25 protein-coding genes are annotated in these 23,694 nt (G+C 68.5%); 13 read left to right on the forward strand and 12 right to left on the reverse strand.

The genetic code is table 11. The features are described from left to right. Window positions 1-195: hypothetical protein (locus ACT4N8_RS12310; RefSeq protein WP_444858418.1), on the forward strand; the 195-nt coding region annotated here is incomplete at its 5' end. Here ACT4N8_RS12310 and ACT4N8_RS12315 read toward each other — a convergent pair. Beyond that, window positions 185-703: a Csu type fimbrial protein gene (locus ACT4N8_RS12315; protein ID WP_444858419.1), complete on the reverse strand. Its 519-nt coding sequence runs from the start codon at window positions 701-703 to the stop codon at window positions 185-187. The two genes, ACT4N8_RS12310 and ACT4N8_RS12315, sit on opposite strands and share 11 nt — an antisense overlap. 355 nt (window positions 704-1,058) lie before the next feature. On the opposite strand from ACT4N8_RS12315, the gene rho reads away from it, so the two are divergent. Both rho and ACT4N8_RS12325 read left to right on the forward strand, forming a co-directional pair. Further along, window positions 1,059-2,315, forward strand: coding sequence for a transcription termination factor Rho (gene rho, locus ACT4N8_RS12320; RefSeq protein ID WP_444858420.1), 1,257 nt, complete (start codon window positions 1,059-1,061; stop codon window positions 2,313-2,315). A gap of 24 nt (window positions 2,316-2,339) precedes the next feature. After that, on the forward strand, window positions 2,340-3,008 hold the full coding sequence (locus tag ACT4N8_RS12325; RefSeq protein ID WP_444858421.1) for a TerC family protein: 669 nt from the start codon (window positions 2,340-2,342) through the stop codon (window positions 3,006-3,008). Between the two features lie 168 nt (window positions 3,009-3,176). On the opposite strand, the gene ACT4N8_RS12330 is transcribed toward ACT4N8_RS12325, so the two are convergent. Together ACT4N8_RS12330 and ACT4N8_RS12335 are read right to left on the reverse strand one after the other, a co-directional pair. Further along, window positions 3,177-4,151 (reverse strand): quinone oxidoreductase family protein, encoded by a 975-nt coding sequence (locus ACT4N8_RS12330; protein ID WP_444858422.1) that lies wholly within the window; start codon window positions 4,149-4,151, stop codon window positions 3,177-3,179. Beyond that, on the reverse strand, window positions 4,151-4,843 hold the full coding sequence (locus tag ACT4N8_RS12335) for a dienelactone hydrolase family protein (RefSeq protein WP_444858423.1): 693 nt from the start codon (window positions 4,841-4,843) through the stop codon (window positions 4,151-4,153). The genes ACT4N8_RS12330 and ACT4N8_RS12335 overlap by 1 nt, the downstream gene beginning before the upstream one ends. A 78-nt stretch (window positions 4,844-4,921) precedes the next feature. Between ACT4N8_RS12335 and ACT4N8_RS12340 the strand changes: the two genes are divergently transcribed. Genes ACT4N8_RS12340 through ACT4N8_RS12365 form a run of 6 tightly spaced genes read left to right on the forward strand, consistent with a single transcriptional unit; the run spans window position 4,922 to window position 10,554 of the window. After that, complete coding sequence (locus ACT4N8_RS12340) at window positions 4,922-5,155, forward strand: DUF6489 family protein (protein ID WP_444858424.1); 234 nt, start codon at window positions 4,922-4,924, stop codon at window positions 5,153-5,155. After that, window positions 5,152-6,414 (forward strand): tRNA uridine-5-carboxymethylaminomethyl(34) synthesis GTPase MnmE, encoded by a 1,263-nt coding sequence (gene mnmE / locus ACT4N8_RS12345; protein WP_444858442.1) that lies wholly within the window; start codon window positions 5,152-5,154, stop codon window positions 6,412-6,414. Before ACT4N8_RS12340 ends, mnmE begins: the two co-directional genes overlap by 4 nt. A 39-nt stretch (window positions 6,415-6,453) precedes the next feature. Next, the gene (mnmG, locus tag ACT4N8_RS12350) at window positions 6,454-8,253 is read left to right on the forward strand and encodes a tRNA uridine-5-carboxymethylaminomethyl(34) synthesis enzyme MnmG (protein WP_444858425.1); all 1,800 of its coding nucleotides are present in this window, start codon (window positions 6,454-6,456) and stop codon (window positions 8,251-8,253) included. After that, window positions 8,253-8,888: a 16S rRNA (guanine(527)-N(7))-methyltransferase RsmG gene (gene rsmG, locus ACT4N8_RS12355; protein ID WP_444858426.1), complete on the forward strand. Its 636-nt coding sequence runs from the start codon at window positions 8,253-8,255 to the stop codon at window positions 8,886-8,888. Before mnmG ends, rsmG begins: the two co-directional genes overlap by 1 nt. After that, complete coding sequence (locus tag ACT4N8_RS12360; RefSeq protein WP_444858427.1) at window positions 8,885-9,670, forward strand: ParA family protein; 786 nt, start codon at window positions 8,885-8,887, stop codon at window positions 9,668-9,670. The genes rsmG and ACT4N8_RS12360 overlap by 4 nt, the downstream gene beginning before the upstream one ends. Beyond that, complete coding sequence (locus tag ACT4N8_RS12365; RefSeq protein ID WP_444858428.1) at window positions 9,667-10,554, forward strand: ParB/RepB/Spo0J family partition protein; 888 nt, start codon at window positions 9,667-9,669, stop codon at window positions 10,552-10,554. Before ACT4N8_RS12360 ends, ACT4N8_RS12365 begins: the two co-directional genes overlap by 4 nt. A 96-nt stretch (window positions 10,555-10,650) precedes the next feature. On the opposite strand, the gene holA is transcribed toward ACT4N8_RS12365, so the two are convergent. From holA to ACT4N8_RS12385, 4 genes are read right to left on the reverse strand one after another with little or no spacing between them, the layout of a single operon-like run. Further along, window positions 10,651-11,673 (reverse strand): DNA polymerase III subunit delta, encoded by a 1,023-nt coding sequence (gene holA, locus ACT4N8_RS12370; protein ID WP_444858429.1) that lies wholly within the window; start codon window positions 11,671-11,673, stop codon window positions 10,651-10,653. Further along, on the reverse strand, window positions 11,670-12,176 hold the full coding sequence (gene lptE / locus ACT4N8_RS12375; RefSeq protein ID WP_444858430.1) for an LPS assembly lipoprotein LptE: 507 nt from the start codon (window positions 12,174-12,176) through the stop codon (window positions 11,670-11,672). The genes holA and lptE overlap by 4 nt, the downstream gene beginning before the upstream one ends. After that, the gene (gene leuS / locus ACT4N8_RS12380; protein ID WP_444858431.1) at window positions 12,173-14,695 is read right to left on the reverse strand and encodes a leucine--tRNA ligase; all 2,523 of its coding nucleotides are present in this window, start codon (window positions 14,693-14,695) and stop codon (window positions 12,173-12,175) included. The genes lptE and leuS overlap by 4 nt, the downstream gene beginning before the upstream one ends. Window positions 14,696-14,738: 43 nt before the next feature. Next, the gene (locus ACT4N8_RS12385) at window positions 14,739-15,221 is read right to left on the reverse strand and encodes a DUF3576 domain-containing protein (RefSeq protein WP_444858432.1); all 483 of its coding nucleotides are present in this window, start codon (window positions 15,219-15,221) and stop codon (window positions 14,739-14,741) included. 227 nt (window positions 15,222-15,448) lie between these two features. Between ACT4N8_RS12385 and ACT4N8_RS12390 the strand changes: the two genes are divergently transcribed. Next, a complete protein-coding gene (locus ACT4N8_RS12390; protein ID WP_444858433.1) occupies window positions 15,449-16,174 on the forward strand; it encodes a hypothetical protein in 726 nt (241 codons plus the stop codon). Here ACT4N8_RS12390 and ACT4N8_RS12395 read toward each other — a convergent pair. Further along, window positions 16,171-16,683, reverse strand: coding sequence for a thiamine phosphate synthase (locus ACT4N8_RS12395; protein WP_444858434.1), 513 nt, complete (start codon window positions 16,681-16,683; stop codon window positions 16,171-16,173). The two genes, ACT4N8_RS12390 and ACT4N8_RS12395, sit on opposite strands and share 4 nt — an antisense overlap. A gap of 23 nt (window positions 16,684-16,706) precedes the next feature. On the opposite strand from ACT4N8_RS12395, the gene ACT4N8_RS12400 reads away from it, so the two are divergent. From ACT4N8_RS12400 to ACT4N8_RS12410, 3 genes are read left to right on the forward strand one after another with little or no spacing between them, the layout of a single operon-like run. After that, a complete protein-coding gene (locus tag ACT4N8_RS12400; RefSeq protein ID WP_444858435.1) occupies window positions 16,707-17,381 on the forward strand; it encodes a YggS family pyridoxal phosphate-dependent enzyme in 675 nt (224 codons plus the stop codon). After that, window positions 17,378-17,809: a hypothetical protein gene (locus ACT4N8_RS12405; protein WP_444858436.1), complete on the forward strand. Its 432-nt coding sequence runs from the start codon at window positions 17,378-17,380 to the stop codon at window positions 17,807-17,809. Before ACT4N8_RS12400 ends, ACT4N8_RS12405 begins: the two co-directional genes overlap by 4 nt. Then, the gene (locus ACT4N8_RS12410; protein ID WP_444858437.1) at window positions 17,806-18,519 is read left to right on the forward strand and encodes an HAD family hydrolase; all 714 of its coding nucleotides are present in this window, start codon (window positions 17,806-17,808) and stop codon (window positions 18,517-18,519) included. Before ACT4N8_RS12405 ends, ACT4N8_RS12410 begins: the two co-directional genes overlap by 4 nt. Here ACT4N8_RS12410 and ribA read toward each other — a convergent pair. The 4 genes from ribA to ACT4N8_RS12430 all read right to left on the reverse strand — a co-directional run bounded on the left by ribA (window position 18,516) and on the right by ACT4N8_RS12430 (window position 23,606). Next, window positions 18,516-19,562, reverse strand: a complete 1,047-nt coding sequence (gene ribA / locus ACT4N8_RS12415; RefSeq protein WP_444858438.1) for a GTP cyclohydrolase II — start codon at window positions 19,560-19,562, stop codon at window positions 18,516-18,518. The genes ACT4N8_RS12410 and ribA overlap by 4 nt on opposite strands. Next, the gene (locus tag ACT4N8_RS12420) at window positions 19,559-20,350 is read right to left on the reverse strand and encodes an exodeoxyribonuclease III (protein WP_444858439.1); all 792 of its coding nucleotides are present in this window, start codon (window positions 20,348-20,350) and stop codon (window positions 19,559-19,561) included. The genes ribA and ACT4N8_RS12420 overlap by 4 nt, the downstream gene beginning before the upstream one ends. A 233-nt stretch (window positions 20,351-20,583) precedes the next feature. Beyond that, on the reverse strand, window positions 20,584-21,213 hold the full coding sequence (locus tag ACT4N8_RS12425; protein WP_444858440.1) for a LolA family protein: 630 nt from the start codon (window positions 21,211-21,213) through the stop codon (window positions 20,584-20,586). Between the two features lie 80 nt (window positions 21,214-21,293). Then, complete coding sequence (locus tag ACT4N8_RS12430; RefSeq protein ID WP_444858441.1) at window positions 21,294-23,606, reverse strand: DNA translocase FtsK; 2,313 nt, start codon at window positions 23,604-23,606, stop codon at window positions 21,294-21,296. Between the last annotated feature and the right edge of the window lie 88 nt (window positions 23,607-23,694).

The following is a 23,694-nucleotide window of genomic DNA, read 5'->3' on the forward strand; positions in this document are numbered from 1 at the left end:
TCGGGGCCGGTTACCGCCGGGGGGGGGCGGTGGGGTTTTATTTCCACCTGGTGGGGGTTGACCTGGCGCGTGCCGGCCCAACCGGGCGCGCCCCCGGCCGCCCACATGATGGCGGCGAGGCCAGAGGCGATCGCGATGGGGGGGAAACGACGCATGCTGATGCTCGCCTTCATCAAACTTGGCTTCAGTAGGTGATCGTCACGGCGACGGTGTCGGCATAGCTGCCGGCCGGAACCGAGGTCTGGCCCGAGCTCACCCGGCCGTAGACCGTCACGGCCTGCGCCGTGCCGCTGCCGGTGCCGGTGATCGTCGCCGTGCTGCTCGTGCCGTCGCCCCACACGGAGGTGCGGCTGCTGTCCGTGAACAGGTTGTAGCTGAGCAGGTTCGCGCCGGCGGCCATGCGGCGGGCGGCGAAGCTCGCCCCGCTGCCGGAGCCGACGCCGGCCGAAGCCGCCCAGTCGGTGCCGTTGGTGCAGGTCACCGAAAGGCCGCCGGTGCTGTCGACGTTCGAGCCGCTCAGCGTGTTGACGTTGCCGAAGGCGAGGGCGCTGGTCGAGACGGTGCAATTGGCCGTGACGGTCGCGCTGACCGAGAGGGTCGAGCTCGCCGTATCGGCATAAGCGGCGCTCGGGAGGGCGGCCGCGGCGGGGATGAACAGCAGTGCGCCCGCGGCGCGCGCCGCGAGGGGGGTCGGATGGGTCATTGATAATCCTCCAGTCCACATGAAGAGGGCGCCGAACCCGGTCCGGCCGCCCCGAGCCGAAGGACCTCGCGGCCCGGCTCGATTGCGGCAAATACGGTGCGGTGGTTTAGAATGCGTTAAGCGTGATTTCCGCCTCTTGGAATCCCGCGTCGGTCACACGATATCCATTGCCTGCCCCGCCGCAGCGTCCCGATCCGCGGTTCTTCCCACAGCTGACGCCTTGACTTGGCCCGGGGCGGAGCATAACCGCGCATCAGTCGTTGGCCTGCCGTCCGCGCGGGTGTTCAAACTGCCATCCCTCCGAACATTCTGAGCATTCCCCCGCCCAGAATCCGTTTCCGACACGAGAAAAATAATGAATCTCAAAGAATTAAAGCAAAAGACGCCGGCCGAGCTGGTCGCCCTGGCCGAGGAGATGGGCGTCGAGGGCGCATCGACCCTGCGCAAGCAGGAGCTGATGTTCTCGATCCTCAAGGTCCGCGCCGAGCGCGGCGAGGAGATCATGGGCGGCGGCACGATCGAGGTACTGCAGGACGGCTTCGGCTTCCTGCGCTCGGCCGACTCCAATTATCTCGCCGGCCCCGACGACATCTACGTCTCGCCCAACCAGGTGCGGAAGTTCGGCCTCAGGACCGGCGACACGGTCGAGGGCGAGATCCGGGGCCCCAAGGACGGCGAGCGCTATTTCAGCCTGGTTCGCGTCACCCAGATCAATTTCGACGACCCCGAGGTCGTCCGCCACCGGGTCAATTTCGACAACCTCACCCCGCTCTATCCCGACGAGAAGCTGACGCTCGATTCCGACGACCCGACGATCAAGGACAAGTCGGCGCGGGTGATCGACATCATCGCCCCGCAGGGCAAGGGCCAGCGCGCCCTGATCGTCGCGCCGCCGCGGACCGGCAAGACCGTGCTGCTGCAGAACATCGCCAAGGCGATCACCGACAATCCTGCCGAGGTCTTCTTGCTCGTCCTGCTCGTCGACGAGCGGCCCGAGGAGGTCACCGACATGCAGCGCTCGGTGAAAGGCGAGGTGATCTCCTCGACCTTCGACGAGCCCGCTTCGCGGCACGTCCAGGTTGCCGAGATGGTGATCGAAAAGGCCAAGCGGCTGGTCGAGCACAAGAAGGATGTCGTGATCCTGCTCGATTCGATCACCCGCCTGGGCCGCGCCTACAACACGGTGGTGCCGTCTTCCGGCAAGGTGCTGACCGGCGGCGTCGACGCCAACGCGCTGCAGCGGCCCAAGCGCTTCTTCGGCGCCGCGCGCAACATCGAGGAGGGCGGCTCGCTCTCGATCATCGCCACCGCCCTGATCGACACCGGCTCGAAGATGGACGAGGTGATCTTCGAGGAGTTTAAGGGCACCGGCAATTCCGAGATCGTGCTCGACCGCAAAGTCTCCGACAAGCGCATCTTCCCCTCGCTCGACGTCGGCAAATCCGGCACCCGCAAGGAGGAGCTGCTGGTCGAGCCAGGCAAGCTCTCCAAGATGTGGGTGCTGCGCCGGATCCTGATGCAGATGGGCACGGTCGACGCGATGCAGTTCCTCCTGGACAAGATGAAGGATTCCAAGACCAATGAGGATTTCTTCGCCTCGATGAACCAGTAAGCCATACGAAGGTTGGAAGCGTCGATGCCCGAGATCTGGACCCATATCGTCAATGATATGAGCACGCTGTTCGCGGGCTCGTCCTCGGCCTGGCTGGCCTTCGGGCAGGTGCTGCTGATCGACATCGTCCTCGCCGGCGACAATGCGATCGTGATCGGCGCGCTCGCCGCCGGTCTGCCGCCCGATCAGCGCAAGAAGGTGATCCTGATCGGGATCATCGCGGCGCTGGTGCTGCGCATCGGCTTCGCGCTCGTCGTCACCCAATTGCTCCAGATCGTCGGCCTGATCTTCGCCGGCGGCCTGCTCCTGCTCTGGGTCGCCTGGAAGATGTACCGCGAGCTCGTCGCCAAGCCGGACGACCCCGCGACCCCGGGGGACGAAGCCTCGGGCCTGCGCCCCGCCAAGAGCTTCGCCGCGGCGGCCTGGGCGGTGGCGATCGCCGACGTTTCGATGAGCCTCGACAACGTCCTCGCCGTCGCCGGCGCGGCGCGCGAGCATCCCGGCATCCTGATCATCGGCCTGATCTTCGCCGTGGCCCTGATGGGCATCGCGGCCAACATCATCGCCCATTATATCGAGCGCTATCGCTGGATCGCCTGGGTCGGCCTCCTGGTCATCCTCTATGTCGCCGGCAGCATGATTTACGACGGCTATATCGATCCCAGCGTGGGCGTGAGCACGCTCTTCGCCTGAGCGCTGCTTTCGCCCGCTCCGGCGCAAGGTCATGATTTTGCAACCGAAGGCGGCCAGAATGCCGCCATGCGGGGACGAATCGGACAAGACCGCCAGTGCGCGCAATGCGCCTTCTGGCTGCGCATCCTCCTCTGGGCGACCCGGCGCGGCGTGAGCGCCTGAGCCGAATCAGGGAATCAGCAGGGTCGAGCCCGTCGTGGCACGCGCTTCGAGGGCGCGGTGGGCCTGTGCCGCATCGGCCAGCGGAAAGCGCGTGCCGATCCTGACCGGGACCGCGCCCGAACGAATCATCTCGAACAGGCGCGCCGCCGAGGCCTGCAGCTCTTCGGGCCGCGCGACATAATCGAACAATGTCGGCCGGGTGAGGAAGAGCGAGCCGCCGCGCGCCAGCACCAGCGGGCTGAGCGGCGGCACCGGACCCGAGGCGTTGCCATAGCTCACCATCAAGCCGCGTTTCCCCAGGCTGGCGAGCGACGCCTCCCAGCTTGCCGCGCCGACCCCGTCGAGGACGACGCGAACGCCCGCGCCTCTCGTAATTTCCCGAACCTTCTCAGCCAGTTCGACGAACGGACAGGACAATGCGTGCGCGGCGCCCGCGCCCGCCGCCAGCTTTGCTTTCTCGGCCGAACCGGCATGAGCGATCACCCGTGCGCCGATCGCCTTGAGCCAGGGCACCAGGATCGAGCCGACCCCGCCCGCCGCGGCGTGGACCAACACCCACTCGCCCGGTGCCACCCGGGCGCAACGCTCGATCAGCATCTCGGCGGTGCAGCCCTTGAGCATGGCCGCCGCGGCGGTCTCGAATGAAATATCGTCCGGTAGCGCGACGAGGCGGTCGGCGGCGATCAGCCGGTGCGTCGCATAGGCCCCCGGCGGCGCGGCGGGATAGGCGACACGATCGCCCGGTGCGAAGCCCGCGCCTTCGCCCGCTTGCTCGACGATGCCGACGCCCTCGCTGCCGAGACCCGAGGGCAGGTCGAGCGGATAGAGGCCCGAGCGGTGGTAAGTGTCGATATAGTTGAGCCCGATCGCCGTGTGGCGGATCAGCACCTCACCCAGCCCCGGCGTGAGCATGCCGAGCGGCTCGCGTTCGATCACCTCCGGGCCGCCGGTGCGGCGGATGACGAGGCGATAGCGCTCCACTAGCCGAGATGCTCGGCGAAGAAGGCCTCGGTGCGCGAATCGGCGAGCTTCGCGGCCGCATCGCTGCGGCGCGCGCCCGATTCGGTGGCGAAGCCGTGATCCTCGCCGGGATAATCGTGCAGCGTGACTTTCGGGTGGTCGTCCAGCCCCTCGTGGATCAGCTTTTGCTTGTCGGGCGTGACGAAATGGTCGGCGCCGGCGATGTGGAGCATCAGCGGCCGGGCGATGGCGTGCTTCTCGCCCATCAGCCCCTCGAGCCCGACGCCGTAATAGCCGACGCTGGCGTCGATATCGGTGCGCGCCGCGGTCATGAAGGCGAGCCGGCCGCCGAGGCAATAGCCGACCGCGCCGACGCGCTTGCTCTCTCCCATCCGCCGCCGCGCCTCGCGAATCACCGCCTCGATATCGGCGATCGCCTGATCCTGATCGAGCTTCTGCATCAGGCCGAGCGCGCGCTGAAATTCGTTGGGCAGGTCGGGATCGAGCTCGACGCCCGGCTCGATCCGCCAGAACAGGTCCGGCGCGAGCGCGAGATAGCCCTTCCCGGCCCAGCCGTCGCACTTGGCGCGGATGCCCGGATTGACCCCGAATATCTCCTGGATGACGACGATCGCGCCGCGCGGGGCGCCCGAAGGCTCGGCCAGATAGGCGTCGAAGGCGCCGTCGCCGTCCAGCGTCGGGATCTCGATCATCGTCCTGCTCCTCTTGCGAAGCGGCGGACTATAGCCATAGAGGCGGCGCGGACAAAATTGCGGAGAGGTGACAGGCAGATGAAGATCAGCGTCGACGTCGATTGCACGCCCGAGGAGGCGCGCCGCTTCATGGGCCTGCCGGACCTCACCCCGGTCCACGACGCCTATGTCGAGAAGATGCAAAAGGCGGTGACCGAGGGCGTCTCGCCCGAAATGTTCGGCGAGATGATGAAGGCCTGGGGGCCGATGAACGAGGCGGGGATGAACATGTGGCGTCAGATGGTCGACCAGATGGGCGGAAAAGCGCGCTGAGCGACACGATCTACGCTTTGTCCTCCGGCGCGCCGCCGGCGGCGATCGCGGTGGTGCGGATCAGCGGGCCGCACGCTCGCCGTGCCGTACAGGTTCTTGCCGGGGCTGTGCCGAAGGCCCGCCGCAGTACCCTGATGGTCCTACGGCATGATAGCCAAGTACTTGATAATGCCCTCGTTATTCTATTTCCGGGGCCCCACAGCGCGACCGGCGAGGATGTCGTCGAATTGCATTTGCACGGTGGGCGGGCGGTGGTTGCCGCAGTGCAGACGGCGCTCGGCTCGATGGCCGGCCTGCGCGCGGCCGAGCCGGGCGAGTTCACCCGCCGGGCGTTTGAGAACGGACGGATCGATCTCGCCGAGGCGGAAGGCCTCGCCGACCTTCTCGAGGCTGAGACCGAAGGCCAGCGCCGGGCGGCGCTGTCGCTCGCCGGCGGCGCGCTGAGCCGTCAAGTCGGCGCGTGGCAAGCCCGACTGTTGGCCCTGGCTGCCGAGGTGGAGGCCGCGCTCGATTTCTCCGACGAGGGCGATGTCGAACCGCTTTCCGCTGATTTTGAGGCGCGGCGGGTTGCTCTTGGGCGGGAGCTGGCTGATTGGCTCGCCCGCCCCACGGCCGAGCGTTTGCGCGAAGGTGTCCGGGTTGTGATAGCCGGGCCGCCAAATGCTGGAAAGTCGAGCCTGCTCAATGCGTTGATAGGCCGTGACGCGGCGATTACTTCGGCAGTGCCCGGGACGACGCGGGATCTCATCGAGGCGCCGGTTTCGATCGGCGGCCTCCCTTTCCTAGTGGTGGACACGGCCGGCCTTCGAGACTCGGGCGACGAGATCGAGGCGATCGGAATTGCGCGGGCGCGCGCGTCGGCCCAAGTCGCCGATGTGCTGCTCTGGCTCGGCGCGCCGGCCGACCGGCCCGAAGGCGCGATCACGGTCCATACCAAGCGTGACTTGAGCGGGATCAATGGATCTTACGAGTTCTCTGTCTCGTCGGTAACCGGCGAAGGCTTGGACGAACTGGCGCGAATGCTGATTCGGCATTCGACCGAAATCCTCCCCCAGCCCGGTGAGGTGGCGCTAAACGCGCGCCATCGGGCAGCGTTGAGCGAGGCGCTCGCCGCGATCGACGAAGCCGGAACGAACGATCTGCTGATCGTTGCGGAGGCGTTCCGCCATGCCCGGGGCGCGCTCGACCGCATCACCGGCCGTGCGGGGGTCGAGGACATGCTCGATGCCCTGTTCGGGCGCTTCTGCATCGGCAAGTGAGAGTGTTCCACGTGGAACAAATGCGCTAGGGGCGCCCGCGTGAGCGCGTATGACATCATCGTGGTCGGCGGCGGGCATGCCGGGACCGAGGCCGCGGCCGCGGCGGCGCGGATGGGCGCGTCCGTGGCCCTGGTCAGCTTCAGCCGCGACCAGATCGGCACGATGTCGTGCAACCCGGCGATGGGCGGGCTCGGCAAGGGCCATCTGATTCGCGAGGTCGATGCGTTCGATGGCCTGATCGCCCGTGCCTCCGACGCGGCGGCGATCCACTATCGCATGCTCAACGCGAGCAAGGGCGCGGCGGTGCGCGGGCCGCGCATCCAGGCTGACCGCAAGCTCTACAAGGCGGCAATCCATGAGCTGATCGCGGCGCAGCCGGGCCTGACGATCGTCGAGGGCGAGGCGAGCGCGCTGCGCCTCTCAGGCCGGCGAATCGAGGGCCTTGAGCTTGCCGACGGGGGCAATCTCCGGGGGAAGGCGGTAATCCTCGCCACCGGCACTTTCCTCGGCGGCAAGCTCCATTTCGGCATGTCGAGCGAGGCGGGCGGGCGCGTCGGCGAGCGCGCCGCTACGGCCTTGGCGCACCAGCTTTATGCGCTGGAGTTGCCGCTTGCGCGCCTCAAGACCGGCACGCCGCCGCGGCTCGACGGAAGGACGATCGACTGGGCCGGGTTGGAGCGTCAGGAATCGGACGGCGAGTGCTGGACCATGTCGCCGATGAGCGGTGGCCGCGCCCTCCCTCAGCTCTTCTGCGCGATCACGCGGACCAATGCGCGCACCCACGGGATCATCCGCGCCAATCTCGATCGCTCGCCGCTTTTCGCGGGTGAAATCAGCGGGATCGGCCCACGCTACTGCCCGTCGATCGAGGATAAGGTCCACCGCTTCGCCGACCGCGATGGTCACCAGATATTCCTCGAGCCCGAGGGCCTGGACGAGCCGACCATCTATCCCAACGGCATCTCCACCTCGCTGCCGGAGGATGTGCAGCTCGCGATGGTGCGCTCGATGGCGGGGCTGGAGCGGGCCGAGATCCTGCAGCCCGGCTATGCGGTCGAATATGACCATGTCGATCCGCGCATCCTCGATGCGACCCTCGCCGTGCGCGATGTCGAAGGCTTGTATCTGGCGGGGCAGATCAACGGCACGACGGGCTATGAGGAGGCGGCGGCGCAGGGGCTCGTCGCCGGGCTGAACGCCGCGGCCTGGGCCACCGGCAAGACGCCGATCCGCTTCGACCGTGCCGATTCCTATATCGGCGTGATGGTCGACGACCTCGTTTTGCAGGGGGTCACCGAGCCCTATCGCATGCTTACCGCCCGCGCCGAATATCGCCTGCGCCTGCGCGCCGACAATGCGGCGGCGCGGCTCACGTCCCAGGCGATCGCGGCCGGCTGCGTCTCGGCGGAGCGGCGGCGGCATTTCGAAGCAGCGCGCGCGGCGCGGGTGCGAATCGAGGAGATTCTCTCTCGCCGCCACGAGAAGCTCACCCTCGCCGAGCGCCTGCGCTTCCCTGAGACCGACGCCGCGGCGCTCTACGCGCTCGCGCCCGAGCTTCGTGCCTTCAGTGCGGACGCAGTCGAAGAGGCGATTCAGGATCATCGCTACGCGCCCTATGTCGCGCGCCAGCAGGCGGAGATCGACCGGCTCCGCGCCGACGAATCGGTTCCAATCCCGCGTAATCTGGATTTCGCCGCCATCGCGGGCCTTTCCAACGAGATGGTCGAGCGTCTCTCCCTCGCCCGCCCCGAAACGCTGGGCGCCGCCGCCCGGGTGCGCGGCGTCACGCCGGCGGCGCTGGCGGCGATTCTCGTCCAGTCTCGCCGCAAGGCGGCCTGATGGACGAGGCGGACGCGCGGGCGTGGCTGCAGAGCAGCTTCGATGTTCCACGTGAAACAATGGATCGGCTGGAGGCCTTCGCGGCGCTGCTCCGCCATGAGAATGCGCGGCAGAATCTTGTCTCCAGGGCCAGCCTCGATTCGCTCTGGTCGCGCCATATTGCCGATTCGGCCCAGCTCCTCCGCTTCGTGCCCTCGGTGCAGGCAAGCTGGCTCGATCTCGGCAGCGGTGCCGGCTTTCCCGGCCTGATCGTCGCCGCGCTCCGTTCGGGGCCGGTGACACTCGTCGAGGAGCGGCGCCTCCGCGTCGATTTCCTCCATCGCGCGGCGGGGGTGCTCGGTGTCGCGGTGGAGATCGTCGGCGCCAGAATCGAGCGTCTGGCGCCCGGCCCCTTCGACGTGATCAGCGCCCGCGCCTTCGCGCCGTTGGGGCGTCTGCTCGCGCTGGCCACAGGATTTTCCACAAGAAAGACGATCTGGCTGCTCCCGAAGGGACGAAATGCCGAGTCCGAACTGGAAGCGCTCGATCCTTCGTGGCAGGGTGACTTCCGCCTCGAGCCAAGCCTGACCGATCCGGACGCGCGGATCATTGTCGCAAGCCAGGTCGGCCGCCGCGGGGCGAGGAGCGTCAAATGATCCGAATCGCGGTGGCGAACCAGAAGGGCGGGGTCGGCAAGACCACGACCGCGATCAATCTCGCCACCGCGCTCGCCGCGACCGGGCAGCGCGTGCTGCTGATCGATCTCGATCCGCAGGGCAATGCCTCGACCGGGCTTGGCATCGGCCAGGCTTTGCGCGACCGCTCGAGCTACGAATTGCTGACTGGGCAGGCCACGCTTGAAGAAGCGGTGGTCAGGACCCCCGTGCCCCGGCTCGATATCGTCCCGGCCAAGGTCGATCTGTCCGGCGCTGAGATAGAACTCATTGATTTTGAACGAAGAACTCATCGGCTGGACCATGCGCTCGAGGGCGGCTCCGAGGCCCGCTGGGATGTCTGCCTGATCGATTGCCCGCCCTCGCTCGGGCTGCTGGCCGTGAACGCCCTGGTCGCCGCCAACGCGATCCTGGTGCCGCTGCAGGCGGAATTTTTCGCGCTGGAGGGCCTCAGCCAGCTGCTCCAGACGGTCGAGCGGATCCGCTCGCGCTTCAATCCCGAGCTCTCCATCCTCGGCGTCGCGCTGACCATGTATGATCGGCGCAACAATCTCTCGGCGCAGGTTGCCGACGATGTGCGCGCCTGTCTCGGCAACGTCGTGTTCGAGACGGTGATCCCGCGCAACGTCCGCCTCTCCGAGGCACCGAGCCACGGCATGCCCGCCTTGATCTACGACCATCGCTGCGCCGGCTCGGCGGCCTATATGGCGCTCGCCCGGGAGCTGATCGCGCGGCTGCCGGCCAAGAAAGCGGAGGCGGCATGAGCGACGACATCCCCCGCCGCCGCCCCTCCGGCCTCGGCCGCGGCCTCTCCTCGCTGCTCGGCGACATCCAGCGCGAATCGCCGGTTGGTGGAAGTGGCAATAAGGGCGACGTCCGCCAGATTCCCGTCGCCAGCATCGAGCCGCACCCCGATCAGCCCCGCCGCAGCTTCGACGAGGCGAGCTTGAGCGAGCTCGCCGAATCGATTCGCGCCCGCGGCGTGATCCAGCCGATCGTCGTCCGCCCGCACGGCCACCGCTTCCAGATCGTCGCCGGCGAGCGGCGCTGGCGCGCGGCGCAGAAGGCCCGGCTGCACGAAATTCCCGCGATCGTCCGCGAGTTCAGCGACGCCGAGACGCTCGAGGTCGCGCTGCTTGAGAATATCCAGCGCCAGGACTTGAACGCGATCGAGGAGGCGCAGGGCTATCGCCGCCTCCTCGACGAATATGGCCATACCCAGGAAGCGCTCGGCCGGCTCGTCCACAAGTCCCGCAGCCATGTCTCTAACCTGTTGAGATTGCTCGATCTTCCCGCCTCGGTCCAAGCGATGGTGGCGAATGGCGAGCTGACCATGGGCCATGCCCGCGCCCTGGTCACCGCGGACGATCCGGAAGCGCTGGCGCGCGAGGTGGTGAGCCGCGGCCTTTCGGTGCGCGAGGCCGAGAAGCTTGCCCAGGCCGGCAAGGCGAAGGCGCGGCGCCGCGCGCCGGTCGAATATAAGGGCGCGCATGCCGACATCGCCGCGCTGGAGCGGCAATTGGGCGACATGCTCGGCCTCAAGGTGGCGATCCGCCATTCGCCCAAGGGTGGCGAGGTCAGGCTGGTCTATTCGAGCCTCGATCAGCTCGACATGATCTGCCAGCGCCTCAGCGGCGACAAGTTCTGACGGCCCCGACAGGCCGTCGCCCCGGCCCAGGCCGGGGTTTCATGGAGCCTTGCCGAGACTTCTCGTACTGAGTTCCCGGTCTTCGCCGGAATGACGCTATCTGAGCCGCGCCGCCTGGCGGCAGATCGCGAACAATTCGGCGTCGGCGGCGACGATTCCCGGGCCGCCCGGGCTCATCACCTGCCGCTCGGCCTCGACCAGCCGACCAACCGCCTTGGCGATCAGCTCCGAGCGCCACCGGCCGACCTGGGCGCCGACCGCGTCTTTCTCCTTGAAAAACACAGCGTTGCCGGATGACGCCATGACGGCGCCGACGCTGCGTCCCTGCTCCACCTCGGCGCGCAGCCGGGCGAGCAGGATCATCCGCCGCAGCAGCGCCCGGATCAGAGTGATACCCTCCTTGCCCTCCGCCCGCAGCCGCGCGATCTCCGCCTCGGTGTCAGCCGAGTCGCCGCCCGCGACGCTGTCGACCAGGCGGGTGAGGTCGCCCTCCTCGGCACCGGCGCCGACCGCGTCGATCGCGTCATGGTCGAGCGGTTTCGGAGAAGCGGGAGATGCATCGAGGTAAAGCGCAAGCTTGCCCAGCTCCTGCGCGATCAAAGCGCGGTTCCCGCCCGCTGCGTTGGCGATCCGCCGCGCCACGTCGCTGCTGATGCCGAGCCCCTGCTCGCGGCCCAGCTCGGCGACGAGCGCTCCCGCCTGTTGCGCGTCGGGCGGATAACTGGCGAAGGCGGCGGCCGACGGCTCGGCGAGGGCGAGTTTGAGCAATTTCGAGCTCGCCTTGAGCGCGCCGGCGACGATCGCGACCGGATTGCCGGCCGCGGGCACCTCGACCAGCGCCTCCACGGCGGACAGGATTTCGTCGCCGGCCTGTTCGACCAGGATCCAGCGCTTGTCGCCGAACATCGAGATCGCCGCGGCCTCGTCGGCGAGCCGCGCCGGATCGACCTTAAGGTCGGCGCCGGTAAAATCGATTCGTTCCGCCCCCCCTCCCATCGCATTGGCAAGTAACTCCACGAGGGCGCGGCTTCCCGCCTCGTCGGGGCCGTGGAGCAGGAACAGGCGGGTCTCCTCGGGCGCCTTCAGCGCGCGCTCGATCTGGGCGCGATTGGCCTTCACCGTTCGTCGCCGCCGTTCGCGGCCGTCCGCGAGGCGTAGAGGGCGACTCGGGCGACGATCTGGTCGGCAATCTCGACCGCGAGCCGCTCCAGCGCGGTCTGCTCGGCCGCCACGGTCGCATATTCGGAGGAAACGACGTCGATGCCCGCGTCCGAGCCGGCGGTTGCGTCGAGCACCACCGTGCCGCGCTCCGCCTCGACGAGGCGGTAGCGCACGCGCAAGGTCCGCCGCTCGCGCGTCACCGCGTCGTCGGAGCGGATGCCGAAGCCGGTAATGTCGTCGTCCAGCTCGACCTCGAGCCGGTAGCGGGCGGCGCCGCGCGCATCGAGGCGGTCCTCGAGCGCGGTGCGGACCAGCCAGCCGGCGCGCCCCTGGATCGGCGCCACCGTAACCCCGCGCAAAGCCTGGGCCACCGGGCCGGCCGAGCCGCCCGCGTAAAGCGGCCGCAAATTGCAGCCCGCCAACAGGAGGGAGAAGACGAGGATGGCGCCTGCGCGCGTCATGCGACGAGGTTCACCAGCCGGTCTGGCACCACGATCACCTTGCGGGGCGGCTTGCCCTCCAGAACCCGCGCGACTTTCTCCGAAGCCAGGGCCATTTCCTCGAGCGTCTCCTTGGGCGCGCCCTTGGGCGCGGTCAGCGTGTCGCGGAGCTTGCCGTTGACCTGAATCGCGATCGTTACCTTGTCGTCGATCAGCAGCGCCGGGTCCGCCTCGGGCCAGGGAGCGTCGGCGATCAGGCCTTCGCGGCCCGCCGCGGCCCATGCCTCCTCGGCGACATGCGGCACCATCGGCGCGACCAGCCGCAGCATCGTCGCCGCGGCTGCGGTTCGCGAAGCAGAGGGCGGCGCCTTCTCGATCGCATTGGCGAGCTCATAGATGTTGGCGACCGCCTTGTTGAAGGCCAGCGATTCGATGTTCGCGCCCACTGCGGCGATCGTCTGGTGCAGCTTGCGCTCCAGCGCCTCGTCTTTACCTTCGCCTCCGCTCTCGGCGGTTGCGATCCGCCACAGCCGCTGGACGAAGCGCCAGGCACCCTCGATTCCCGCCTCGCTCCATTCGAGGTCCCGCTCCGGCGGGCTGTCCGAGAGCATGAACCAGCGCACCGCGTCCGCGCCAAATTGATCGACGATTGGCTCGGGATCGACCGTGTTGCGCTTCGACTTGGACATCTTCTCGACCCTGCCGGTTTCGAGCCGCTCGCCGGTCGCGCGCTCGATCCAGCGCCCGTCGTTCCGCTCGATCTCGTCGGGGCTGACCCAGCGGCCGTCGGGCGCGCGATAGGTTTCGTGGGTCACCATGCCTTGCGTGAACAGGCCCTGGAACGGCTCGGCGAGGTCGAGCATGCCGATCCGTTGCAGCGCGCGGGTCCAGAAGCGGGCGTAGAGCAGGTGCAGGATCGCATGCTCGACGCCGCCGATATACTGATCGACCGGCAGCCATCGCTCGGCCACGGCCTTGTCGAACGGCCGGTCCGCGGGCTGGCTGGCGAAGCGGATGAAATACCAGGCGGAATCGACGAAGGTGTCGAGCGTGTCCGTCTCCCGCACCGCCGCGCCGCCGCATTTCGGGCAGGGAACGTGCTTCCAGGTCGGGTGGCGGTCGAGGGGATTGCCCGGAATGTCGAAGCCGACGTCCTCGGGCAGCACGATCGGGAGCTGGTCCTTCGGCACCCCAACCGGCCCGCACGCTTCGCAATGGACGATCGGGATCGGCGTGCCCCAATAGCGCTGGCGCGAGACGCCCCAGTCGCGCAACCGCCAGGCGGTCGTGCCCTCGCCCCAGCCTCCGGCCTCGGCCCTTTCGATCACCGCCGTCTTGGCGCTCTCCACGTCCTTGCCGTCGAGGAAGCGCGAATTGACCAGGACGCCGTCGCCGCTCTCGGCCTCGCCGACGATCGGCGTGCCGGCCTCCGCCGCGCTCGGCGCGACCACGCGCAGGATGTCGAGTCCGTATTTCGTGGCGAACTCGAAGTCGCGCTGGTCGTGGCCCGGCACCCCGAAGATCGCGCCGGTGCCGTAATCCATTAGCACGAAATTGGCGATGAAGACGGGCAGCTCCCACTCCGGATCGAGCGGATGAAAGGCCTCGCCGATCTCGAGCCCGAGCTTTTCCGCCGTCTCGAGCTCGGCTGCGGTGGTGCCGCCCTGCTTGCAGCGAACGATGAACTCGGCGACTTCCGGCGATCTCGCGGCATTTTCCTGCGCGACGGGATGATCGGGCGAAACGGCGACGAAGCTCGCGCCGAAAATCGTGTCCGGGCGAGTCGTGAACACCTCGATCGACTTGGCACCGCCCGGGACCGCCGGCTCGATCGCGAAGCGGAACTTCATGCCCCGGCTCTTGCCGATCCAGTTCTCCTGCATCAGCCGGACCTTGTCGGGCCACTGGTCGAGTGTGCCGAGCCCTTCGAGCAGATCCTCGGCGAAATCGGTGATTTTGAGGAACCACTGGCTGAGCTTCCGCCGTTCGACCAGCGCGCCCGAGCGCCAGCCGCGCCCGTCGATCACCTGCTCGTTGGCGAGCACGGTCATGTCGACCGGGTCCCAATTGACCTCGCTCTCCTTGCGGTAGACCAGCCCGGCCTCGAACAGGTCGACGAACAAGGCCTGCTCCTGGCCGTAATAAGCGGGGTCGCAGGTGGCGAGCTCGCGGCTCCAGTCGAGCGCGAAGCCCAGGCGCTTGAGCTGCGCCTTCATCGTCGCGATGTTGGACCAGGTCCATTCGCCGGGATGGACGTTTCTTTCCATTGCCGCATTCTCGGCCGGCATGCCGAAGGCGTCCCAACCCATCGGGTGGAGGACCTCGAAGCCCTTCATCCGCCGGTAGCGGGCGAGCACGTCCCCCATCGTGTAATTGCGGACATGACCCATGTGGATGCGCCCCGAGGGATAGGGGAACATCTCCAGGATATAGGCCTTGGGGCGGCCGCTCGGCGCGTCGGCGGCGCGGAAGGTGCCGCCTTCGTCCCAAACCTTCTGCCAGTGCGCATCGGCTTTGAGCGGATTGAAGCGCGATGCCATCGCGGAAGAGACTTTCTCGATAGGGTTGGCCGGCGTGATCGGGTCAGCCGGCGACGGCGGTCCGGCGCAGGTCGCGGGCGCGGGTCAGGATGATCTCCTCGAGTCGCTGCACGGTAGCGGCGCTGACCGGCGCGTCGACCCACTGGCCGTTCTGGTTGACCTGCCGCGCGGCGGTGACCCGAAGCGCGTCGGCGCGCAGGTCGCTGTCGAGGATGGCGACCGTGACCTTGACCCGCTCCGACGGGTTCTGCGGGTTGGCGTACCAATCGGTGACGATCACGCCGCCGTTCGAATCGGTCTGGGTGAGCGTCGCGAAGGAAAGCGTGTCGAGCGCGGCGCGCCAGAGATAGGCGTTGACGCCGATCGTCGTGATCTGGCTCGCGGCCTGGTCGGCCTGCGTCACCTCATAGCCGTCACCGCCGATGCCGAGCGCGCGGTCGAGCGGACGCGAATCGATCAGCGCGCCCTGGCACGCCGTGAGCGAGAAGGCGGCAGCCGACAGGGCAAGGGGAAGAACGCGGGCCATACATGTCCTTTAAGGAAACTGGGGTCTCTTCGACCGCGTTATAGATATCGGCGCTGGCGCGGCAAGCACTCTCGTGCCCGCGATTTTCGCGTCCGCTGTCATCAGGGTGACATGCGCTTTGTGGGAAAGATGCAACAGGCGGAATGATTCAGAGTGAAGACAGGCCCCTTCCCTAGGAATGAGCGTTGAGTCGGCCTATCTTCGCCGCCGGAGAGGAGTCGCATTTCGTGAGGCAGTACCGGGGACTGGCCGCGACAGGAGGCGCATCGCTGCTGGCGATGGCGCTTTTGCTCGCCCCCGTCCTCGCCGAGGCCCAGCGCTCTCCCGCCCGCTCGGCGCCCACGGCGAGCCGGTCGATGGGCGGCTTCACGCCCGCCGTCGCCGATCCGCGCCTCGCCGCCGCTCTCTCCGGGCGCAGCTCGAGCCTGAGCGACGAATTCCGCTTCACGCCGGCCGCGACCGGCGCCAACGAGCGCCGCAACCGCGCCGTCCGGGTCGCCGTCCGCGCCCGCGCGAGCACGCCGGGCGAGGCGCTGACCGCGCTCAACAGCAGCTCGGCGCTGCCGGTGACGCCGATCACGCCCAGCTCCTACAATCTCGGCGTCTCGCTGGGCTGGCGGCGCTTCGCGGTCTCGGGCGACGTCGCCCAGAGCGAAGGCGGCGCCCTGCCCGGTCGGCGCGACAGCGCTCAGGTCGGGATGAGCTACCGCGCCAACCGCCGCCTGACCGGCCGGGTCGCCGTCGCCGCCGAGCGCACCGAGGGCGCGCAGCGCATCCTGCAGGTCGACGAGGCCTATTCGCTCGATGTCGGTGGCGCCTTCTCGATCGCGCGCAACGTCGATGTCACCGCCGGTGCCCGCTACCGGATCGCCCGCGACCGGATCGAGCCGATGGCCCGCGACGAGCGCCGCGACAGCCAGGCCGTCTATATTGGCACCGCCTTCCGCTTCTAGGCGGGAAGCCAGGCGTCGATTCCCGCCCAGCCGTAAGCCTCCGCGAGCCCTTCGGCGCGCGCGTCGTTCATTCCGCCGAGCGCGATCACAGGCAAAGAGGTCTGCGCCGCGAGCGCGTCAAAGTTGTCCGAACCGAGCGGGCGAGCCTCCGGATGGCTGTGCGTCGCGAAGACCGGCGAAAGGAAAATGAGCGAAGCGCCGGCCGCCTCGGCGGCGCGGATTTCGGCGAGATCGTGGGCCGGCGCCGTGGTCGTCCCGCGATGCCGGCCGTGGCTGCCGTCGGCGCCCCACGTTCGGGCGAGTTCGGCCGATCCGCCGAGCAGCAGCAGGCCGCGATGCGCCGTCCGCACCTCGTCGAAGAGCCGCCGCCGCGCCTCTTCGCCGAGCGAATGGTGCCGAAAGACGATGCCGGCGTCCTCGGGCAGCCGAGCCACCGCGGCGAATAATGCCTCGCCCATTCGCTCGTCGGTCATCAGCCAGCGGCGTGGCAGGGCTTGGCGTTGCGGCATGACGCTCCCTATAGCGCCGGACGATGAGCGACGCATCGGAAAGGCTGGGCGCGGTCCGCACTTCCATCGCCAAAGCGGCGAAGCTGGCTGGGCGCGAGCCGGGCGGGATTACTCTGATCGCGGTCTCCAAGACCCATGATGCCGAGGCGATCGAGCCGTTGCTGGCGGCAGGGCAGCGCGATTTCGGCGAGAATCGGGTGCAGGAGGCGGAAGGCAAGTGGCCCGGCCTTCGGGCGCGCTGGCCGGACGCGCGGCTCCACCTGATTGGCCAGCTCCAGTCGAACAAGGCCGACGCGGCGGTCGATCTGTTCGACGCGATTCACTCGGTCGACCGCCCCTCGCTGGTCGACGCGCTCGGCAAGGCGATGGCGAGGGCGGGGCGCCGCCCCGATTGCTTCATCCAGGTCAATATCGGCGAAGAACCGCAAAAGGGAGGCTGCCCGGTCGCCGAGCTGCCTGCCTTGCTCGAACGCGCGCGCGAGCTTCCGGTCGTCGGGCTGATGTGCATCCCGCCCGACGGCGTCGAAGCGGCGCCCTATTTCGCCCTGCTCGCCAAGCTTGCGCGGCGGCATGGCGTCGCCGGGCTGTCGATGGGGATGTCGGCGGACTATGATGCGGCGGTGATGATCGGCGCGACTCACGTTCGGGTAGGGACGGCCCTGTTCGGCGCGCGCGGCCAGACGGAGGGGCGGAGATGAGCAATACGGCAGGGGTGGAGCGGCCGGGCTTTCGCTGGCGGCCATGGCATTTCGTCCTCATCGGCCTTCTCGCCGTCGCCGCTTTCGTCGGCGTGCTCGTCTGGGGGGTGATGCGGATCACCGGGCCGGTGGTCGCGGGTGGCGACGCCTTCATGAGCGAGCTGCGCGACGGCCGCTTCGAGCGCGCTTACGCGCTCGCCACGCCCGCCTTGCAGCGGGAGCTCGGGCGGGCGGAGGATTTGTCGGGTCGGGTCGGGCTCTATCGGCCGCTCGAATGGAGCTGGTCGCACCGCTCGATCCGCAACGGCATCGGCCAAGTCGCCGGCAGCGCCGAGTTCGCCGGCGGCCCGGGCCGCGCCGAATTGGAGCTGCATCAGGTCGGCGGCGAGTGGCGCGTCGCCGCGTTCCGCTTTCGCCCCGGCCCGTGAGATTCGATGATGGCATCGAACGCCAGCAGCCCCCCGGGCTGCTGGCTCCTAGGTTCGATGCCATCATCTTCGATTTCGACGGGGTGCTGCTCGAAAGCGAATATGTCGGCAACAAGCAGATCGCTGATTATCTGACCGCGCACGGCCACCCGACCTCGGTCGAGGAGTCGATGAACCATTTCATGGGCCTGTCTGGCGCCGACTTTCTCGGCGCGATCGAGCGCTGGATCGGCCGCGCGCTGCCCGACGATTTTCACGACGAGCGCCGCGCCGAGGACGAGCGCGTGCTCTCCGAGGGGATCGAGGCGGTGGCCGGCGCGGTCGATTTCATCGGGCGGCTCCCGCCCGAATTGCCCAAGGCGGTTGCCTCGTCGAGCGCGCCGCGCTGGATCGAGACCCACCTCGGCCATCTCGGCCTAGCCCATCACTTCTATGGCCGGGTGTTCAGCGGCGCCGAGCATGTCGCGCGGGGCAAGCCGGCGCCCGACATCTATCTGCACGCCGCCGCCGCGATGGGCGTGCCAATCGGCCGCACTGTCATCATCGAGGATTCGCCGGTCGGCGTCACCGGCGCCGTCGCCTCGGGCGCCGAGGTAATCGGCCTGTGCGCCGGGCGGCACTGCATGCCGGGCCACGAAGAGCGGCTCCGCACTCTGGGCGTCCACCACATCGCTCGGGACTTCGACGAGGTTGCGGCGCTGATTTCCTAGAGCTGATGGCCGCTGCGGTCGCGCTTGGTGGTGAGATAGGCCTCGTTGTGCGGGTTGGCGCCGGTGCGGAGGGGCACCTGTTCCGCCACGGCGACGCCCTCCGCGGCGAGCGCCGAGACCTTGCGGGGATTGTTGGTGAGCAGGCGGATTTCACGCTGGCCCAGCGCTTCGAGCATCCGCGCCGCGACCACGAAGCTGCGCTCATCGTCGTCGAAGCCCAGGCGGTGGTTGGCGTCGACCGTGTCGAAGCCCTGGTCCTGCAGCGCATAGGCGCGCAGCTTGTTGACCAGGCCGATGCCGCGTCCTTCCTGGCGGAGATAGAGGAGGATACCCCAGCCCGCCGCGGCGATCGCGGCGAGAGCGTCGGCCAGCTGCGGCCCGCAATCGCATTTCAATGAGCCGAGCGCATCGCCGGTCAGGCATTCGCTGTGGACGCGGACCAGTGGCGGCTGGCCGCTCGGATCGCCGATCAGCAAGGCGACATGCTCGGTCGTGTCGCCGTCGGCGCGGAAGGCGACGATCTCGGCCTTCTCGGCGAAGCGATTCGGCAGCCGCGCCCGCGAGACGATACGCAGGTCCGCGCCGGTGCCGAACGTCATGACGTCATCGGCCGCCACCCGCGTCTCCGCCTCGCTCCCGCGCCGAGTGAACAGAGCGGGCAGCAGTCCGGCGAGCCGCGTCAGCCTGAGCGCCGCGCGGGCGATCTCGGGCGAGCAGAGCGGCGCGGTTCGGAACGGGCCCTTGAGCGGGGTGGCGAGATCCAGCGCGGGATCGGCGATGGCGATCGCGGCGGAGAGATCGTCGGGACCGCCGCGCAGGATCCGCACCGGCTCCGCCGGGACCGCCTCGCGCTGGTTGGTGAGCTTGAGCGTCGCCGCCCGGTTGCCCGAGATGAGCAAATCGGCGGGCGATGCGCCGTCGAAAATGGCGAGCGCCCCGGCGTCGGCGGTCTCGACCGCCAGCAGCAGGATATCTTCGATCGCCACCGTCCAGCCGCGCCGGAGGGCGTCGATGGCGCGGGCGACGTCCCGCGCCCCGCTCAAAGGGAGAATTCCGTCATCAACGGGACATGGTCGGAGGGCCGGGTCCAGTTGCGGCAGGGCTCGAAGACCTTGTGGGCCACCGCTTGCGCGGCCACGTCGCCCGTCGCCCACATATGGTCGAGCCTTCGGCCGCGGTCGTTCTTCGTCCAGTCGGGCGAGCGGTAGCTCCACCAGGTATGGAGGCGCTGCGGTGCGGGGTGGAAATGACGGCCGAGATCAACCCAGTCGTTGCTCGCCTGGAGCTTCGTCAGCGCTTCGACCTCTACGGGCGTGTGGCTGACGACGTTGAGCAACTGCTTGTGGCTCCAGACGTCGCATTCCAGCGGGGCGACGTTGAAGTCGCCGACGATGATCGTCGGGATGTCGCAGCCCTCAGACCAGCGCGTCATCCGCTCGATGAAATCGAGCTTCTGGCCGAACTTGGGGTTGAGCGCGCGATCGGGCACGTCGCCGCCGGCGGGGATGTAGACATTCTCGAGCCGCACTCCGCAATCGAGCCGAACGCCGACATGGCGCGCCTCGCCATTGTCCTGCCAGTCGTGGCGGTCGTCCTCGCGGATCGGTACTTTCGAGGCGATCGCGACGCCGTGGTGCATCGGCTGGCCGCAGATGATGATGTGGTTGTAGCCCAGCCGGCGAAACAGTCCTTCCGGGAATTCCGTGTCGCGGACCTTGGTTTCCTGCAGGCAAAGGACGTCTGGCGCCTGCTCGACGAGGAATTTCTCGACGATCTCGGTGCGGGCGCGGATCGAATTGATGTTCCAGGACGCGATTTTCAGGGAAGACATGGCGGCGGCTTAGCGGCCTGCAGGCAGGCTGTCGATTCGAGGGGCGGGAAATGAAAGGCCCCCGCTCCGGGGGCGTGGAGCGGGGGCCTACCAAGCGTTGTTACGCGAGGTCAATTGCGAGGAACCGGTTCGGGCAACAGGGGGAAAACCCGAGCTGGCCCCGCAACTGAAGGCCCATATTTAATCTGCGACACCTGTCGCCCCGATGAACGGCGCGCTCTCGTCCGAGAGGCTCAGCCGCGCGGGCCGCGGCGGCGCGGATCGGTCCAGCGGAAGACGCTGTCGGCGACCGGCACGTTGAAGCGCTGGTTGGAGAGGCGCACCTGGGTCCGGTTGTTTTGCGCGTCGATCGTGTTCCAGCCCTGGAGGATCAGGCCGGAGGGGCCGCTCGCGATCTTGGCGAAGGCGAGCGTGATCGTGCCGAATTCGCGGCGGCGCGAATCGCGCGCCTCGATGACCAGGACCTGCGCGTCGTTGCGGACGACGCGGGCGAAGCGGGAGAGGTCCTGCTCGGGATTGAGGAGGACCGAGAGCGGCGAATCGTTGATCGGCCAGCGCTGCACCTGGCGCACGTCATAATCGACGAAGGTCAGCGCCCGGCCGTCGCCGACGACCAGCATGTTGGCGCTGCGGCCATAGTCGAAGCGGATTTTGCCGGGGCGCTTGATCGTCAGCGTGCCGTTCATCGCGCGGCCGCGCCGGTCGGTCTGGGTGAAGCTGGCGGTCATCGTATTGACCGCGCGCAGATGCGCCTGGACCTGGGCGAGGCCGGTCTGGGCCTGGGCGATCGCGGGCGCCGGCATGAAGGCCGCGGTGAGCGCCAGCGGCGCGGCGGCAAGGGCAAGGGCGCTGATACGCAGCATCATCATTCCTTCTCAGGTTCGGATTTGCGCCGCATGTGGCGCTCCGCGCTTGAATGTCCAGTGAACCCTCGGGTTCCCTGTTAAGTCAGCGGTCGGCCGTCCATGTCGACCAGCACCTCGCGGCGGCCGACATGGTCGGGGGCGCTGACCACGCCTTCCTTCTCCATCCGCTCGATCAGCCGGGCGGCATTGTTGTAGCCGACCCGCAGCTGGCGCTGGAGGTAGGAGGTCGAGGCCTTCTGGCTCTCGGCGACGACCTGCACCGCCTTGCGGAAGAGCTGGGTCTCGGCATCGTCCTCCCCGATCGGCTGGCCCTCGAACATATAGCCGCCGTCCTCGGGCTCCTCGGTGACGGACTGGACATATTCGGGAGTCCCCTGGGTGCGCCAGAAATCGGCGACGGCGCGGACCTCCTCGTCGGAGACGAAGGGGCCGTGGACTCGGGCGATCTGCTTGCCGCCCGGCATGTAGAGCATGTCGCCCTTGCCGAGCAGCTGCTCCGCCCCCTGCTCGCCGAGGATCGTGCGGCTGTCGATCTTCGAGGTGACCGAGAAGGAGATACGCGTCGGCAAATTCGCCTTAATCACACCGGTGATGACGTCGACCGACGGTCGCTGCGTCGCCATGATCAGGTGGATGCCGGCCGCGCGCGCCTTTTGGGCGAGGCGCTGGATCAGGAACTCGACCTCCTTGCCGGCAGTCATCATCAGGTCTGCGAGCTCGTCGACCACGACGACGATCTGCGGCAGGACCTCGTACTCCAGCTCCTCCATCTCATACTGGGGCTGGCCGGTCTCTGGATCATAGCCAGTCTGGACGCGCCGGCCGAGCGGTTGCCCCTTCATCCGCGCCTCGCGCACCTTGGCGTTGAAGCTGGAGAGCTGCCGCACGCCGACCGAGGCCATCATCCGGTAGCGGTCCTCCATCTGCTCGACCGTCCATTTGAGCGCGCGGATCGCCTTGGCGGGCTCGGTGACGACCGGGGCGAGGAGATGGGGGATGTCCTCGTAGGTGCTGAGCTCCAGCATCTTCGGATCGATCAGGATCATTTTGCACTGCTCGGGCGTGAGCCGGTAGAGCAGCGACAGGATCATGCAATTGAGGCCCACCGACTTGCCCGAGCCGGTCGTGCCGGCGACGAGCAGATGCGGCATCGGCGCCAGATCCGCGACGACCGGATCGCCGGCGATGTTCTTGCCAAGGATGATCGGCAGCGAAGCGACCTGGTCCTCGAAGGCGGGGCTCGCGACCAGCTCGGAAAAGCTCACCATCTCGCGCTTCGCATTGGGTAGCTCGATCCCGATCACGCTGCGCCCCGGAATGGTGGCGACCCGGGCGGAGAGCGCGGACATGTTGCGGGCGATGTCGTCGGCGAGCTGAATGACGCGGCTCGCCTTGATCCCGCTCGCGGGCTCCAGCTCGTACATGGTGACGACCGGGCCGGGCCGGACCTCGACGATCTCGCCCTTCACCGAGAAATCGTCGAGCACGCTCTCCAGCAGCCGTGCGTTGCGCTCGAGCGCCGCCTTGTCGAGCTGGACGTTGACCGGCTTCGGCACCGGATTGAGCAGGTCGATCGAGGGCAGGGTGTAGCTGTCGCCGAGCGCGAGCGAGGGCTGGCGCTCGCGCAGGGGGCGGCGGCCCGGTGCGTCGCGCGCCGTCGCGCGCTCGGCGATGATCGGGCTGCGGGGCTCGGCGGCGGCGACCGGCGCGCGGGCGGGCCGGTCCCCGGGCGCCGGCAGCTCGTCGGCCTCGTTGCGCTGGCGGAGCAGGCGGCGGCTGGCGAGCCAGTGCCGCTCCTCGACGGTGAGGCCGAGGCCGAACAGCCAGAAGGCGAGGCCCGCCGCGGCGGCGAGCGCGACAATCGCGATCCGGAACGGCTGGACGATGCCCGGCTCGCCGATCGCGCCGAGGCCCATGTCGATGAGGTGGGCGAAGCCGAGCCCGATCGTGCCGCCCCAGCCGGCAGGAAGCCCACCCACCGCGCCGCCCGCGGTCAGGGCGGCCGCGGTGCCGATCAGGGCGATGCCGGCGAACGTGGCGAACAGCGAGCGCGACCAGCGCCCGGGCTCACTGCCGCGCGTCAGCCTGAGGCCCACGACAAGCATGAGCGGGAGGACGAGACTGACGGGCGGCCCGCCGATGCTGAGCAGCAGGTCGGACAGCCACGCGCCCGGCGCTCCCATCCAGTTGCCGACCGGGCCGCCCGCGGCGGTGTTGAGCGCGGGATCGCTCGGCCGGTAGGTCAGCAGCGCGATCAGGGTCGCGACCGCGCCGAGGCTGAGCGCGAGGCCGCCGAGGAACGCCCCGGAGCGCCGCGCCGCCTTGCGGCCGCCCTCGCGCCAGCGCTCGATCCGGCCGGGTGCCTGCTTCCGGGCTGTGCTTGCCGCCATTTTCGTGCCCCAAATGTTCCCCGTTCACCCTATTGCGCCCTCGCGGACTCCCGGGTCAAGCGCTTGGCGTTGCGCCGAGGCAACGCTA

This window comes from Sphingosinicella sp. (assembly GCF_052387495.1).
Lineage (GTDB): Bacteria > Pseudomonadota > Alphaproteobacteria > Sphingomonadales > Sphingomonadaceae > Allosphingosinicella.

What these genes read in the sequence shown, in the direction of transcription:
- ACT4N8_RS12315 (WP_444858419.1), bottom strand. Translation starts at nt 703, where the DNA reads ATGACCCATCCGACCCCCCTCGCGGCGCGCGCCGCGGGCGCACTGCTG.
- rho (WP_444858420.1), top strand. Translation starts at nt 1,059, where the DNA reads ATGAATCTCAAAGAATTAAAGCAAAAGACGCCGGCCGAGCTGGTCGCC.
- ACT4N8_RS12325 (WP_444858421.1), top strand. Translation starts at nt 2,340, where the DNA reads ATGCCCGAGATCTGGACCCATATCGTCAATGATATGAGCACGCTGTTC.
- ACT4N8_RS12335 (WP_444858423.1), bottom strand. Translation starts at nt 4,843, where the DNA reads ATGATCGAGATCCCGACGCTGGACGGCGACGGCGCCTTCGACGCCTAT.
- ACT4N8_RS12340 (WP_444858424.1), top strand. Translation starts at nt 4,922, where the DNA reads ATGAAGATCAGCGTCGACGTCGATTGCACGCCCGAGGAGGCGCGCCGC.
- rsmG (WP_444858426.1), top strand. Translation starts at nt 8,253, where the DNA reads ATGGACGAGGCGGACGCGCGGGCGTGGCTGCAGAGCAGCTTCGATGTT.
- ACT4N8_RS12360 (WP_444858427.1), top strand. Translation starts at nt 8,885, where the DNA reads ATGATCCGAATCGCGGTGGCGAACCAGAAGGGCGGGGTCGGCAAGACC.
- ACT4N8_RS12365 (WP_444858428.1), top strand. Translation starts at nt 9,667, where the DNA reads ATGAGCGACGACATCCCCCGCCGCCGCCCCTCCGGCCTCGGCCGCGGC.
- lptE (WP_444858430.1), bottom strand. Translation starts at nt 12,176, where the DNA reads ATGACGCGCGCAGGCGCCATCCTCGTCTTCTCCCTCCTGTTGGCGGGC.
- leuS (WP_444858431.1), bottom strand. Translation starts at nt 14,695, where the DNA reads ATGGCATCGCGCTTCAATCCGCTCAAAGCCGATGCGCACTGGCAGAAG.
- ACT4N8_RS12385 (WP_444858432.1), bottom strand. Translation starts at nt 15,221, where the DNA reads ATGGCCCGCGTTCTTCCCCTTGCCCTGTCGGCTGCCGCCTTCTCGCTC.
- ACT4N8_RS12395 (WP_444858434.1), bottom strand. Translation starts at nt 16,683, where the DNA reads ATGCCGCAACGCCAAGCCCTGCCACGCCGCTGGCTGATGACCGACGAG.
- ACT4N8_RS12400 (WP_444858435.1), top strand. Translation starts at nt 16,707, where the DNA reads ATGAGCGACGCATCGGAAAGGCTGGGCGCGGTCCGCACTTCCATCGCC.
- ACT4N8_RS12405 (WP_444858436.1), top strand. Translation starts at nt 17,378, where the DNA reads ATGAGCAATACGGCAGGGGTGGAGCGGCCGGGCTTTCGCTGGCGGCCA.
- ACT4N8_RS12420 (WP_444858439.1), bottom strand. Translation starts at nt 20,350, where the DNA reads ATGTCTTCCCTGAAAATCGCGTCCTGGAACATCAATTCGATCCGCGCC.
- ACT4N8_RS12425 (WP_444858440.1), bottom strand. Translation starts at nt 21,213, where the DNA reads ATGCTGCGTATCAGCGCCCTTGCCCTTGCCGCCGCGCCGCTGGCGCTC.
- ACT4N8_RS12430 (WP_444858441.1), bottom strand. Translation starts at nt 23,606, where the DNA reads ATGGCGGCAAGCACAGCCCGGAAGCAGGCACCCGGCCGGATCGAGCGC.